Source organism: Kitasatospora sp. NPDC057936, assembly GCF_042887525.1.
Taxonomy (GTDB): domain Bacteria; phylum Actinomycetota; class Actinomycetes; order Streptomycetales; family Streptomycetaceae; genus Kitasatospora.
Genome location: NZ_JBHVPD010000052.1, coordinates 17,214 through 30,519, shown reverse-complemented (window position 1 = coordinate 30,519; position 13,306 = coordinate 17,214). Strand labels below are relative to the sequence as shown.

The following is a 13,306-nucleotide window of genomic DNA, read 5'->3' as shown; positions in this document are numbered from 1 at the left end:
CGAACACGCGGTCCTATGGAAATCCGATTCCTAAGAAAATCCGATCACTACTGCCGGCGGGCACAGCGCGATTTCTCACGCCCCGAATAATCCGGCAGAGACGGATGGAAGCGGACATCTGACCCGACGGGCAATGGCGGACAGCACGCGCTCCCAGGCTTTTCGATGGCGGACGAACGGAAACGCCAGTGATGCTAGCCGGAGGCACCCACTACGAAGCTGATTCGACGTGCGGATTACACGAATGGCGGAATATTCCAGAGCGTCTTTGACGATCTTCTGGATCGATCGTGCACACCCCGGCAAAGCTGGTGGCAGACCCATTGGCCACGAACCCCGCCCACGGGGCCGCCGGAGGATCCATGTCCATCGATGAGCGCACGCTGATTCCCCTGCACCGCCGGAAGTCCGCCGCGCACGGCGCGCCCCGGCTCACCGCGCTGCCTAACGGCACGCCCGCCTGGCTGATCACCCGCTACCCCGACGTCCGGCAGGTGCTCACCGACCCGGCGTTCGGGCGGGCCGCGCTGTTCGCACCGGACGCCCCCTCGCTCGGTTCCGTCTCCGGCCTGGAGGGCGATCCCGGCTTCATCAGCAACATCGACGGCCCGGAGCACCGGCAGCTGCGCGCCCTCATGCAGCAGGCCTTCACCCGCAAGGCCATCGACGCGTGGACCCCCTGGCTGACCTCCGTGGTCGAGCGGCTCGTCGACGACGTGGTCGACCAGGGCCCCCCGGCCGACCTGGTCGCCTCGCTCACCATGCCGCTGCCGGTCGACGTGATCAGCCGCCTGATGGGCGTGGAGGACGTCGACCGGCGGCGGCTGCGCCACTGGACCGACCACCTGTTCGCCGACCGCAGCCAACCCGTCGACGAAGTCCGGGCGGTGCTGGCCGAGTTCTACGCCTTCGCCGCCGAACTCCTGGACCGGCGGCGGCGCGAGCCCGGGGAGGACCTGGTCAGCCGCATGGTGGCGGCGGCCGACCAGCAGGGCGGCATCTCCGAGGAGCGCATGGTCAAGCTGATCTGCGGGCTGATCGCCGGCGGCCACGAGACGACCGTCGCCACGCTCGGCAACTTCCTGGTCTACCTGCTCGACGAGCGCCCGGACGCCTGGCCGCGGCTCACCTCGGAAGACGCCGCCCAAGCGGCCGCCGACCGGCTGCTGCACACCATCCCGCTCGGCGAGGGGCAGGGCGCCCTGCGCCGGTCCGTCCGGGAGGTGGTGGTCGGCGGGGTGACGATCCCGGCCGGCGCGGTGGTGCTCCTGGACCGGTGGAGCGCCAACCAGGACCCCGAGGTCTTCACCACCGGCCTGCCCGACGGACTCTTCGAGCCGCTGGAGGCTCCGACGCTCGTCTTCAGCGCCGGACCGCACCACTGCCTGGGAGCCTGGCTCTCCCGCCTCGAACTGCGCCTCGCGCTCCACCGCCTCGCCACCCGCCTCCCGGGCCTGCGGCTCGCCGAGCCGGTCGAGGCCATCGAGTGGCGCTGCGTGTTCTCCACCCGCAGCCCGCGCCGGCTCACGGTGACGTGGTGACGCCGGGCGGGTGACCAGGCGCCCGACCAGGCTTCAGCAGGCGCAGGAGATTCCCGAGCGCGGGGCCGTCAGGTCGTCGATCGGCCGCTGCTCGGTGCCGTTGTCGGTGTCGTACGCGAAGCCCTCGCGGGCCCAGTACTCGAAGCCGCCGAGCATCTCCTTCACCCGGTAGCCGAGGCGGGCGAAGGCGAGGGCGGCCCGGGTGGCGCCGTTGCAGCCGGGGCCCCAGCAGTAGGTGACGACGGTGGCCCCGCGGTCGACCAGCCGCGGGGCCAGCTCCGGGATGCGGGCGGTGGGCAGGTGCAGGGCGCCCGGGATGCGGCCCTGGGACCACGCCACCTCGCTGCGCGAGTCGACGACGACCAGACCCGGGACACCGGCCAGCAGGTCGGCGCGCACGTCCGAGACGTCGGCCTCGAAGGTGAGGCGGGAGAGGAAGTGGGCGGCGGCGAGGGCCGGGTCGGCGGCGGGGACGGAGAGGACGGCGCTGGTCATCGGGGTGCTCCTGGGGTGGTGGCTCGGTGCGATGTGCTCATCCTGGCCCGCGCCCCGACCCGCCCACGAGTGTCGTGATCGCCTGTCTTCGTCAAGATCCCGCCAGCTCCCGATGGGCCGTACCAGGGAGCTTTCAGGACCCCGCCAGCTCCGCGAGCCGGTGCGCCTCCACCGGCCGGTGCGCAGCCAACCGCTCGCGCAGGCCGCGCAGTTCGCGCCCGACCAGCGCCGGCAGGACCTCCTCCGGTGCCGCCTCCAGCGTGCGGCCGAGCAGCGCGACGGCGGCCTGCGGGTCGTGCGCGCACGCGTGACAGTCGGCGACCCGGACGGTGAACAGCAGCCGCGTGGACGGCAGTTGGGCAGACCCGAGGAGGTGCAGCGCGCTCTCCGCGGCGGCCAGCGCGTGCCGGGCGAGCACCGGGTCGCCGACGGCGGCGGCAACATCCCGCAGGGCCGCAGCCGCGCCGGACTCGACCCGCATCCGCATGGAGGCGATGGAGAGCCACGGCGCGTCGGCCTCGTCGCGCGGCCCGATGTGGTCGAGGTGGAGCCGGGCGCGGCCGATGTGCCGGACGGTCTCGCGGACGTCGCCGGTCAGCGCGTGCGCCCTGGCCCGGCCGATCTGGCCCATCGCCGCCGCCCAGTGCCGCCCGGGCGCGACCCGGCCGGTCTCGCGGGCGTAGCCGAGGGCGGCCGCCGGGTCGCCGTCGAGCCGCGCCAGGGTGCTCATGTCGCTGAGCGCGGCGACCTGGGTAGCCGTGTCGCCGGCGAGTTCGGCCCAGGTGAGCGCCCGGTCGAAGCAGGCCATGGCGGTCGCGTTGCGGCCGCCCTGCATGCGCAGCGCGCCGGCGGCGTGCGCGTACTCGGCGGCGAGGCGGGCCAGCGGGCGCCGCTGCTCGGCGGAGGCGGACGCGGAGGCGAGCCGGGCGAGGACGGCGCGCAGGGTCCGCTCGACGGCGGCGGCGAGGCCGGGGTGGGCGGCGGCCTCGCCGGAGCGCAGCCGGGCGGCGAGGAGCCCGGTGAGGGCGTGTGCGGTGTCGGCGTCCAGGGGTGGCGGGGCGGCGGGGTCGGCCGCGCAGAACCCGGCGTGCAGGGCGGCGAGTTCGGCGGGAGCGGGCACGGCGCAGCCGTCGGCGCCGTGGAGGGGGCAGAGCAGTCCGTAGTCGGGCAGGCGGCGCGGCGGCGCGCACCACGGGGCTTGCGGGCCGCGCTCGTCGGGGTCGCCGGGCAGCGGCGGGCGGGTGAGGCCGGGGGCGAACGGCAGGACGGCGGCGTTGAGTTCGGCCTCCTCGGCCCGCGCGAGGGCGCCGCGCAGTTCGCCCCCGGCGGCGAGGAGGTCGTCGAGCCGGTCGGCGACGCGCGGGGTGACCCGGCGGGTGCCGTGCTCGATCTTGCTGACGGCAGTGTGGTCGTAGCCGATGCCGGCGCCGAGCTGGGCCTGGGTGAGTCCGGCCCGCCGCCGCCAGTGGCGCAGCCGGGCGCCGAACTCGCGCCAGGGCCCGTCCGGCTGGGGCGTCGACGGCTGGGGTGCGGACGGCCGGGCCGACGACGGCCGGGTCGTCGACGGCTGGGGCGCGGCCACCCGGTTCCGGTGCACGGCTGCCTCCCGCGGTAGCGCTCCAACCCCGGCCCCCGGGACGTTCACGGACCGTCCGACGATGAGGACGGTACTCGATGGCACGCGATCCGTACATGACGTGGTCTCAACCAATTCGGGCTTCCGGACGACCCCGGGCGGACCCCCGGCGCCTTGACGGAATTTGCCAACCCTTGGGCACCTCCGCACCGCCCATTGACCCGGCCATGACGACATGTGAGGGTTCCGGCACCCGAGCGCGGACGGCCCGCAGCGAACGGCCGTCCCCCAGACGCGGCCCGCGGAACGCACCACCACGCACCACCACGCCGTCCACGGTCGAGGACCCCCACGTTCGAGGAGCCTCGATGCAACGCAGACTGACCACGGGCCGGTTGCTCACCACGGCGACCACCCTGACCGTGCTGGCCGGCCTGATCGCCGCCACCGGCGCCGGGCCGGCCGCCGCCGCGGACCCAGGTCCCTCCGCCGCCCCGCCCAATGCCCTGGCCGCCGCCGTCAACGCCGCCGACGCCGCCGCGGCGGCCGGCCTGGACGCCCTCGCCAAGGGCCCCGGCGAGACGTACGAACGGCGGGCCGTCACCCCCTGGCTGAACGGCCTCTACTCCGTCGCCTACGAGCGCAGTTACCGCGGCCTGCCCGTGGTCGGCGGCGACGCCGTCGTCATAGCCGACGGCCAGGGGCGCGTCCAGGGCCTCCAGTCCGCGGCCACCGGCCCGGTCGGCGGCTCGACGACCCCGCAGGTGAGCGCCGCGCACGCGGAGCAGACGGCCCGCACCCGGCTCGCCGCCGTCGACTCGGTGGACGCGCGCCGGCTCGTCGTCCGGGTCAAGGACGGCGCCGGACGGCTCGCCTGGGAGACCGTCCTGACCGGCCGCACCGACAGCGCGCCCAGCAAGCTGCACGTGTTCGTCGACGCCGCCACCGGCGAGGTGATCGACAGCTACGACGACGTCCGTGCGGGCACCGTCAACAGCAAGTGGAACGGCCCCGGACCGCTCACCATCAACACCACCAACTCCGGTGGCTCGTACAGCCTGCGCGACCCCAACCGGCCCGGCCTCAGCTGTTCCGACTACGACACCGGGCAGGTGCTCACCAAGTCCTCCGACTCCTGGGGCACCGGCGACCCGTCCAGCAGGGAGACCGGCTGCGGCGACGCCATGTGGGCCGCCCAGACCGAGTGGAACATGCTCCGCGACTGGCTCGGACGCAACGGCCACGACGGCAACGGCGGCAGCTGGCCGGTCAAGATGGGCCTGAACGACGTCAACGCCTACTGGGACGGCAGCTCCGTCTCCATCGGCCACAACCAGGGCGGCGAGTGGATCGCCGCGCAGGACGTCGTCGGCCACGAGTTCGGCCACGGCATCGACCAGTACACCCCCGGCGGCGCCAACAACGAGAACGGCCTCGGCGAGGGCACCGGCGACATCTTCGGCGCGCTCACCAAGGAGTACGCCAACCAGCCCTCGCCCTACGACTACCCCGACTACCAGGTCGGCCGGGAGGCCAACCTGCTCGGCCAGGGCCCGATCCGCAGCCTCTACCAGCCCTCGCTCGTCAACAACGACCCCGACTGCTACTCCTCGTCGATCCCGAGCACCGAGGTGCACGCGGCGGCCGGCCCGCTCAACCACTGGTTCTACCTGCTGAGCCTCGGCTCCAACCCCGGTGGCGGCAAGCCCACGAGCCCCACCTGCAACGGCTCCGCGGTCACCGGCATCGGCGTCAAGCAGGCCGGGCAGGTCTTCTACGGCGGCATGCTGCTCAAGACCAGCGGCATGACGTACAAGCGCTACCGCACCACCACCCTGACCGCCGCCAAGAACCTCGACCCCACCTGCGGCTTCTACAACCGCACCAAGGCGGCCTGGGACGCGGTCAGCGTGCCCGCGCAGAGCGGCGACCCGAGCTGCACGCCGTCCGGCAACAACGACTTCTCGCTCGCCCTCGGCCCGGCGTCCGGCTCCGTCCAGCCCGGCTCCTCGACCACGGCGACGGTCAGCACCGCCGTCACCTCGGGCACCGCGCAGAACGTCGGCCTGACCGCCTCCGGCGCGCCGGCCGGCGTCACGGCCACCGTCTCGCCGTCCTCCGTGCAGACCGGCTCCTCCGCGACCCTGACCCTGTCCGCCTCCTCGGGCGCCCCGGCCGGGACGTACGTCATCACCGTCACCGGCACCGCCGGCGCGGCCACCCACACCGCCCAGTACACCCTGACGGTCGGCGGCGGCACGCCCGGCGGACCCGCGCCCGACATCGACGTCGCGAAGATCCAGGCCGACCTCGCCCAGCTCAACACCATCGCCGACCAGAACGGCGGCAACCGCCGGGCCGGCAGCGCCGGCCACAGCCAGTCCGTCGCGTACATCAAGGGCAAGCTCCAGGCCGCCGGCTACACCGTCGCCGAACAGACCTGCAGCTCCTGCGACTACCCGTCCAGCAACCTGGTCGCCGACTGGCCCGGCGGCCCCGCCGACCAGGTCACCATGCTCGGCGCCCACCTCGACAGCGTCCAGGCCGGCCCCGGCATCAACGACAACGGCTCCGGCTCGGCCACCCTGCTGGAGAACGCCCTCGCCCTCGCCCAGCAGAACCCGGCCATGACCAGGCACGTCCGCTTCGCGTGGTGGACCGGCGAGGAGCAGGGCCTCCAGGGCTCCCGCTCCTACGTCGGCCAGCTGAGCTCCGCCCAGCGCTCCGCGATCAAGGCCTACTACAACTTCGACATGGTCGGCTCGCCCAACGCCGGCTACTTCATCAACAACATCACCACCGCGCCCGCCGCCCCCATGAAGGCGTACTGGGACTCGCTCAACCTCCAGCCCGAGGAGAACGTCGAGGGCCAGGGCCGCTCCGACGACTACTCCTTCCAGCAGGCCGGCATCGCCACCTCCGGCTACGCGGCCGGCGCGGACGCCGTCAAGACGGCGGCGCAGGCGGCCAAGTGGGGCGGCACCGCGAACCAGTCCTACGACTCCTGCTACCACCAGTCCTGCGACACCAGCGGCAACATCGACCCGACGGCCCTGAAGCGCAGCGCCAACGGCGTCGCGTACACCATCTGGAAGACCTCGGTCGGCGGCACCGCCCCGTCCAACGACTTCTCGGTGTCCGTCAACCCGGCCAACGGCTCGGTGACGCCCGGCGGTTCGGCCACGGCCTCCGTCTCGACCGCCACCACGTCCGGCTCCGCGCAGAAGGTCAACCTGTCGGCGAGCGGCGCCCCGGCGGGCGTGACGGTCTCCTTCAGCCCGGCCTCGGTGCAGTCCGGCGGCTCGTCGACCATGACGGTCGCCGCCTCCTCCTCGGCCGCCGCCGGCACCTACACCATCACGGTGACCGGCACCGGCACCGCCACCCATACCACCACCTACTCCCTGACCGTCGGGAGCAGCAACCCCGGCGGCACCTGGACCCCCGGCACCACCTACCAGGCCGGCGACGTCGTCACGTACAACGGCGCAAGCTACCGCTGCATCCAGGGCCACACGGCCCAGGCCGGCTGGGAACCGCCCATCGTCCCGGCCCTCTGGCAGCGCATCTGACGTCTCTGACGCGCAGAGGGGAAAAAGAGCTGCGCCGCGGCCCGTCGAGGGGGACGGACCGCGGCGCAGCCGCGCGCGTTGATGACGAGAGGAGAGCACCGGGTCCCGTCGTCATTCCATGATCGCCACTGCCCTGCCATAGAGTTCCGTCCGGATCCGACGGACCGACAGCCGCCGCACCGAGGAGCAGCCCGTGGCCACCGAAGCGCTTTCCGTTCCCGAGCTTCCCGCCGAGGCCGTCGAGCAGTGGCGGGCCTCCGGGGCCGACCTCGTCGAGTTGCTCGCGCGGGCGCGGCGGGAGGTCGGGGGGATCGCCGCGGTCCCGCTCGGGGGCGAGCGGGCGACCGTGCTGGTGACGGATCCGGCGGGCGTGCAGCACGTGCTCGGGCGGCATCCGGACCGGTACGTGAAGCGCTCGCACCGGGCGCGGATGCTCGTCGGGGACGGTGTGCTGTCCGCCAGCGGGGATGCGTGGAAGCGTCAACGGCGGCTGCTGCAGTCCCAGTTCACCGGGACGGGCATGCGGCGCTACGAGCAGCGGATCGCCGAGGCGGCGCGGCGCACGGCCGACCGGTGGGCGGGGTACGCCCGCACCGGCGAGACCTTCGACGTCGGCGAGGAGATGCGGGGCTTCGCCCTCGACACGGTGTGGCGGGCCCTCACCGGACACGAGATGGATGACGCGACCGACCGCGAACTCCGTTCGGTGGAACGGGTGGTGGCCGCGATGCCGACCCTGCCCACCAACGCGGCCGACGCCCGCGACGCGGTGGCCGAGGACCTCGCCCGGATCGACGCGATCGCCCAGGCCGCCATCGACGCGGCGCGCACCGCCCACGACTCCCCCGGCGTCCTGCACGACCTCCTCGAAGCTTCGCGCCAACACCCCGAGTACACCGACCGGTTGATCCGCGACGAACTCGTCACCCTCATCGTCGCCGGCCACGAGACCACCGCCACCACCCTCACCTGGCTGTACCTCCTCCTCGACCGCCACCCCGAGGCCCGTACGGCCGCCCCCCAGGCGCTCGTCAGCGAGACCCTGCGCCTCTACCCGTCCGCTTGGATGCTCCCTCGGCATGCCACCGAGGACGACGTGATCGCCGGCCACCACATCGCGGCCGGAACGGACGTCCTCGTCTGCCCGTACCTCACCCACCGGGACCCCGCTCTCTGGCCCGACCCGGAGCGCTTCGACCCCACCCGCTTCACCGCCACCGGGACCCGCCCCGCCCACCTCGCCGCCTACTACCCCTTCGGCCTCGGCGCCCGCGCCTGCCTCGGCACCCAGTTCGCCGTCCGCGAGACCACTGCCCTGCTCGAACTGCTCCTCCCGGCGTACACCCCGACCTTCCTCTCCACCCCCACCGGCGCCGCCTACAGCATCACCGTCCGCCCCGACGGCCCGACGCCGGCGGTGCTGCTCACGTGACCCGGGACGCCTCCAGGGTGCGCACCCGCCTCGCCGCCATGGCCGACGCGGACCCCGAACGCCGCCGCTTCGGCTCCGACCACCACGACTACCGGCTCCGGCCGCCGCTCGCCGAGGAGACCATCCGGGCGTTCGAGCACCGGCACGGCGTCCAACTCCCGTCCTCCTACCGGAGCTTCCTCACCGACGTCGCCGACGGCGGTGCCGGCCCGGACTACGGCGTCGTCGGACTCACGGAGGTCCTCGACGAGGAGGACGCCATCCACGGCGTGCGCGAGGACGACCTGCGCCCCGGCGTCCTGGCCACGCCGTTCACCGGGCACGGCCCGCACGCCGTCGCGGGAAGCCTGGTCATCGCGGAGGGCGGCTGCGGCATGTGGTCCCGTCTCGTCGTCACCGGCCCGAACGCGGGCGAGGTGTGGCACGACGACCCCGACTGGGGCGGTCTCACCCCGGGCCCGGACTTCCGCGACTGGTACGAGGCCTGGCTCGCTCCCGCCGAAGACACCTGACGGCGAGGCGATGGCCCGTCGGAGTGATCGCGCCGCGGTGTCCGCCCCGACGTCGTCGACCCCCGGTCGGCCGCTGCGACGATGGCGCCACATCGAGCGGTCCGCCGTTGCGGGACCGCGCCACCGAACGGGAACACCCGGCTCGGACCGGGCGGCGCCTCGACGGGCCCCGGGGTTCGGGCCGACGAAACGAGGAGTCCATGCGGCCCACCCCACTCATGCGCTTCCTGCTCGCCGTCCCCCTGGCGCTGGCCCTCGCGGCCACCGCCGCGCCCGCGCAGGCCCTGACCCCGGCCGGCGGCGTGCAGCCCGCCGACCCACCGGCCGTGACCGCCGAGCGGGCGTGCGCACCGGCATCGCCCGCGGCGGCGGACGCGCCGACCACGGCCCTGACCACCCCGGACGGCACCGTCGCCGAGGTGCCGTCCGACCTGCGGGGCCCCTGCCTCGCCCTGATCCGCACCGACCTGCCCCCGCTGCGGCGCCTCCAGCCGGACACCGAGCCCCCGGGACTCGGCGCGCGCGACCTCCAGGCCGCCTACAACCTGCCCCGCAACGGCGGCGGGGAACGGACGGTGGCCATCGTGGTGGCCTTCGACGACCGCACCGCCGAGAGCGACCTCGCCGTCTACCGCGAGCAGTACCACCTGCCGCCGTGCACCACCGCCAACGGCTGCTTCCGCAAGATCAACCAGAACGGCGGCAGCACCCCGCCCCCGACCACCGACCCCGGCTGGGTCGTGGAGGCCGCCACCGACCTCGCCTCCGTCAGCGCCACCTGCCCGGACTGCCACATCCTGCTGGTCGAGGCCGACGACGAGCTGCTCCGCAACGAGATCCACGCGGTCGGCCAGGCCTTCCAGCAGAACGCCACGTTCATCTCCATGAGCTTCGGTGCGCCCGAATTCCCCAATCAGACGATCATCGACTCGTTCTTCAACCACCGCGGCATCGCCTTCGTGGCCAGCAGCGGTGACAACGGCTACCCCAACCCGACCTGGCCGGCGGCCTCCCAGTACGTCACCGCCGCCGGCGGCACCAGCCTGCACCGGGTCCGGCCCCCGTTCCTGCCGTTCAACCGCCCGGGCTGGTCCGAGAGCGCCTGGGTCGGCGCCGGTTCCGGCTGCTCCCTCTTCGAGCCGAAGCCGGCCTGGCAGCACGACCCCGGCTGCGCCAACCGCACCATCGCCGACGTCTCCGCCGTCGCCGACCCCGGCACCGGTGTCGCGGTCTACTTCACCGACCCCACCGACGGCGCCGGCTGGCACGTGATCGGCGGCACCAGCGTCGCCGCGCCCCTGATCGCCGGCATGTACGCGGTGGCGGGCACACCCGGCGCCAACGACTTCGCCGCCTCCTACCCCTACGCCCACCCCCGGGCCTTCAACGACATCACCACCGGCTCCAACGGATCGTGCGGCGGCTCCTACCTCTGCACCGCCCTCCCCGGCTACGACGGCCCCACCGGCCTCGGCACCCCCCACGGCGTCCGCGGACTGCGCCGCTGACCCTCCGACGAAAAGGCGTGGCGGTGCGGAGGTGAGTTGACCAGGATGACGCCGTGACGATCACCATCCGCACCGCGACCGCCGCCGACGCCGCCCTCCTCGCGCGGCTCAACGACCACGTCCACGCCCTGCACGTCGAACACCGCCCCGACCTCTTCACCCCGTCCCCCGACGCGGCGGCCCACTTCGAGGAGCAGATCACCGCTCCGGCCGTCACCGTCTTCATCGCCGAGGCGGCGGACGGCACACCCGCCGGCTACGCGGTCGCCCGCATCGTCCACTGGCCGGGCAACACCTTCGCCGTCCCCGACGACGTCGTCTACCTCGACCAGCTCTCCGTCTCCCCCACCGCCGCCCGCACCGGCGTCGGCTCCGCCCTCCTCGACGCCGTCCGCGCCCACGGCCGCTCCGCAGGCTGCCGCCGCCTGACCACCGCCGTCTGGCACTTCAACGAGCCGGCCCGCGCCTTCTACGAGTCCGCCGGCCTCAGCCCGATGAACCAGCAGATGGACCAACTGCTCTAGTACTGGAAGAGAACTTCCGGATTGTCCGGCGAGGGGCCGTCCAGCAGCGGACTGTGGATCCCCTTCAGCGTCCGGTCGAAGAACGCTGTCACGTACTCACGCGTGATCACGATTCCACGTTCGGGGTCGAGGGCCGGCGTCGGGAACCCGGCCTGCTCCTCGAGCAGGTCCACGTCGGTGAAGCTGGGGTGGTTGGCGCCGGTGACCGTCAGCCACTTCTTGTAGCCGCCGAGGGCGGCCCAGGTCTGTCCCCACGTGGTGTCGAAGCCGTCGGCCACGTGGGTGTCGGTCTCGCCCAGCATGAGGAACGGGCGGTTGATCTGGCCGGGCACCGGGACCGGGTAGAACTTGCCGTCCATGTTCACCCCGGCCCGTACTCGCGGGTCGGCGATCATCGTGGCGGCGGCCGCCGCTCCGCCGATGGAGTGTCCGGCCATGCCGATCTCGTGCTTGTCGATGAGGTGTGCCAGGGGCCACGCGGTATTGCCGTGCGTCAACTGGTCGATCACGAAGGACACGTCCAGCGCGCGGCCGGCGGTGACCGTGTCCATGTCGAGGTTCGGGTCATCGCAGATCGCGCACGGCGGCGTCCGGCCGTCCGCCAGCGTTTCGCCGCTGTCCCCGTTGGTGTCGCCGACGAGCGCGACGACGTAGCCCTGACTGGCCAGCTCGGTCGCGAGCGAGGTGAGCACCATGCGCGGGTCCCCGAACCCGGGTGAGAGGACCACCAGCGGATGCTTGCCGTGTTGCGGCCGAGCGCCGTCGAAGGCGTGAGTGGTGACGCTGGAAACGTTCTGTGGGGTGATGCCGGAGCTCGCCGGTATCTTCGCGCGCTGGATGTGTCCGACTGCCTCGGCGAGGGTCATGTAAGGGGCCGGAGTCCCGGTCCCGGGGACGGCCGGGTAGACCATCGTGACGGTCAGTTGGCGGGGGCCGGATGACGGCACCCACGGGTCGGGACGGCTCGCGTCGGTGAGGTGGATGACGTCCTCGCCGGCGGCGTAGGGGCCGGTCGGCGCGGGGAGCGCGCCTTGGAAGGACCGCGTGGGCGCGGTGGCCGTGGCCGTGGCCGGTGCGGCGTCGAACGCGTGCGTGGCCACCGGTGTGGCCGACGGTGTGGCCGACGGTGTCGTCGTGGCGGCGAACCCGGCGCCGGTTCCGGTGACGAGGGCGGCGAGCGCCAGCATCGCGACGGCGTTGATACGGTGATTGCGTTTCATGGGATCGACGCTAGGTTCCGCGGCTCCGCATCGAATCGGCCCGTGGATGTAAACGTTCCGGTGTCGTTCGTAGCCCCGGCGAGGTACCGGAGTCACCCGCCGGGAGTACGTCGTGCGGCGCGGGGTTCCTCGCGCCGGCATCGTCGAGCGCCGACTTCGTCTTGGCCTCCGACGAACACGACGCCGAGCCCTACCGCCGGACCCACGACGGCAGCCCACTCAAAGCCGCATGAACCCCCGAAGGATCAACGCGGCGCTGCACTAGTGACGGTGGTGGTTGTCGGGCTGGCCCGGGTCGCCCGGGTGTTCCAGTCCGGCTACGAGGGTGAGGCGGGCTGCCCGTTCTCGGTCGAGCCAGCGGGTGAAGGCCGCGCGGCGGGTGGCGTCGTGGACGGTGGTGGTGATGTCGGGGGTGGTCGAGTGCTCGGAGATGAGGGTCGCTGTCCAGCGGCCGGCGGTGACTCGTTCTCCTCTCGGGGCCTTGCGCAGGGCGTCGGCCAGGGCCAGCGGGAGCGATTCCGGGGTCGCCTCGTACTCCCCGTCGGGGAGCACCAGGCGCCAGACGACGGACGGCGGGCGGGTCGTCATCTCGCCGTAGTGCGCCAGTTCGGCCGCCGACGGCTCGACGTCCGCCGTGACGGCCTCGTAGACCGCCCGCACGGCGGCGCTGCCTTCGAAGGCCGCTGCCGTGATGGAGCCCAGCTCGACGGCTGCCTGTTGGTCGAGGTGGACGGGCGCCCCACCCGCCACCGCCAGGCCGCGTTCGGCGGCCACTGCCTCGCACAGGGCCTCGGTCAACATCACCTGGGCCACCCACCTCGTGAGTTGACGGTCCTCGGGGCTCCCGGGCCGCGGAAGCGCTGTTGAGCGGGGGCCGGTTCGGAGGGCGGTCAAACGGTGGTCGAGGTTCCTGCGTGACAGCGGGC

General features: G+C 73.3%; 10 protein-coding genes. 6 read left to right on the top strand and 4 right to left on the bottom strand.

What is annotated here, in order from left to right; all coding sequences use genetic code 11:
* Positions 1 to 362: 362 nt before the first annotated feature.
* A complete protein-coding gene (locus tag ACFVU9_RS25510) occupies positions 363 to 1,541 on the top strand; it encodes a cytochrome P450 (protein WP_387597091.1) in 1,179 nt (392 codons plus the stop codon).
* A 33-nt stretch (positions 1,542 to 1,574) separates the two neighbouring features.
* Here the strand turns inward: ACFVU9_RS25510 and ACFVU9_RS25505 are convergent, their stop codons facing one another.
* Both ACFVU9_RS25505 and ACFVU9_RS25500 read right to left on the bottom strand, forming a co-directional pair.
* Positions 1,575 to 2,036, bottom strand: coding sequence for a rhodanese-like domain-containing protein (locus tag ACFVU9_RS25505; RefSeq protein ID WP_380506636.1), 462 nt, complete (start codon positions 2,034 to 2,036; stop codon positions 1,575 to 1,577).
* Between the two features lie 133 nt (positions 2,037 to 2,169).
* Positions 2,170 to 3,633, bottom strand: coding sequence for a helix-turn-helix domain-containing protein (locus ACFVU9_RS25500; protein ID WP_387597088.1), 1,464 nt, complete (start codon positions 3,631 to 3,633; stop codon positions 2,170 to 2,172).
* Positions 3,634 to 3,980: 347 nt separating this feature from the next.
* Here ACFVU9_RS25500 and ACFVU9_RS25495 point away from each other — a divergent pair, with 347 nt between their 5' ends.
* From ACFVU9_RS25495 to ACFVU9_RS25475, 5 genes are all read left to right on the top strand, one after another.
* Positions 3,981 to 7,184 carry a M28 family peptidase gene (locus tag ACFVU9_RS25495; RefSeq protein ID WP_387597085.1) on the top strand — a complete coding sequence of 1,068 codons (3,204 nt, stop codon included), beginning with the start codon at positions 3,981 to 3,983 and terminating at the stop codon, positions 7,182 to 7,184.
* Between the two features lie 193 nt (positions 7,185 to 7,377).
* Positions 7,378 to 8,616 carry a cytochrome P450 gene (locus ACFVU9_RS25490; RefSeq protein ID WP_387597082.1) on the top strand — a complete coding sequence of 413 codons (1,239 nt, stop codon included), beginning with the start codon at positions 7,378 to 7,380 and terminating at the stop codon, positions 8,614 to 8,616.
* The gene (locus ACFVU9_RS25485; protein WP_387597079.1) at positions 8,613 to 9,128 is read left to right on the top strand and encodes an SMI1/KNR4 family protein; all 516 of its coding nucleotides are present in this window, start codon (positions 8,613 to 8,615) and stop codon (positions 9,126 to 9,128) included. The genes ACFVU9_RS25490 and ACFVU9_RS25485 overlap by 4 nt, the downstream gene beginning before the upstream one ends.
* 200 nt (positions 9,129 to 9,328) lie before the next feature.
* Positions 9,329 to 10,636, top strand: a complete 1,308-nt coding sequence (locus tag ACFVU9_RS25480) for a S8 family serine peptidase (protein ID WP_387597076.1) — start codon at positions 9,329 to 9,331, stop codon at positions 10,634 to 10,636.
* 53 nt (positions 10,637 to 10,689) lie between these two features.
* Positions 10,690 to 11,160, top strand: a complete 471-nt coding sequence (locus ACFVU9_RS25475) for a GNAT family N-acetyltransferase (protein WP_380446480.1) — start codon at positions 10,690 to 10,692, stop codon at positions 11,158 to 11,160.
* On the opposite strand, the gene ACFVU9_RS25470 is transcribed toward ACFVU9_RS25475, so the two are convergent.
* Both ACFVU9_RS25470 and ACFVU9_RS25465 read right to left on the bottom strand, forming a co-directional pair.
* Positions 11,157 to 12,380 carry an alpha/beta hydrolase family protein gene (locus ACFVU9_RS25470; RefSeq protein WP_387597073.1) on the bottom strand — a complete coding sequence of 408 codons (1,224 nt, stop codon included), beginning with the start codon at positions 12,378 to 12,380 and terminating at the stop codon, positions 11,157 to 11,159. The two genes, ACFVU9_RS25475 and ACFVU9_RS25470, sit on opposite strands and share 4 nt — an antisense overlap.
* A 261-nt stretch (positions 12,381 to 12,641) precedes the next feature.
* A complete protein-coding gene (locus ACFVU9_RS25465) occupies positions 12,642 to 13,184 on the bottom strand; it encodes a hypothetical protein (protein ID WP_387597070.1) in 543 nt (180 codons plus the stop codon).
* Between the last annotated feature and the right edge of the window lie 122 nt (positions 13,185 to 13,306).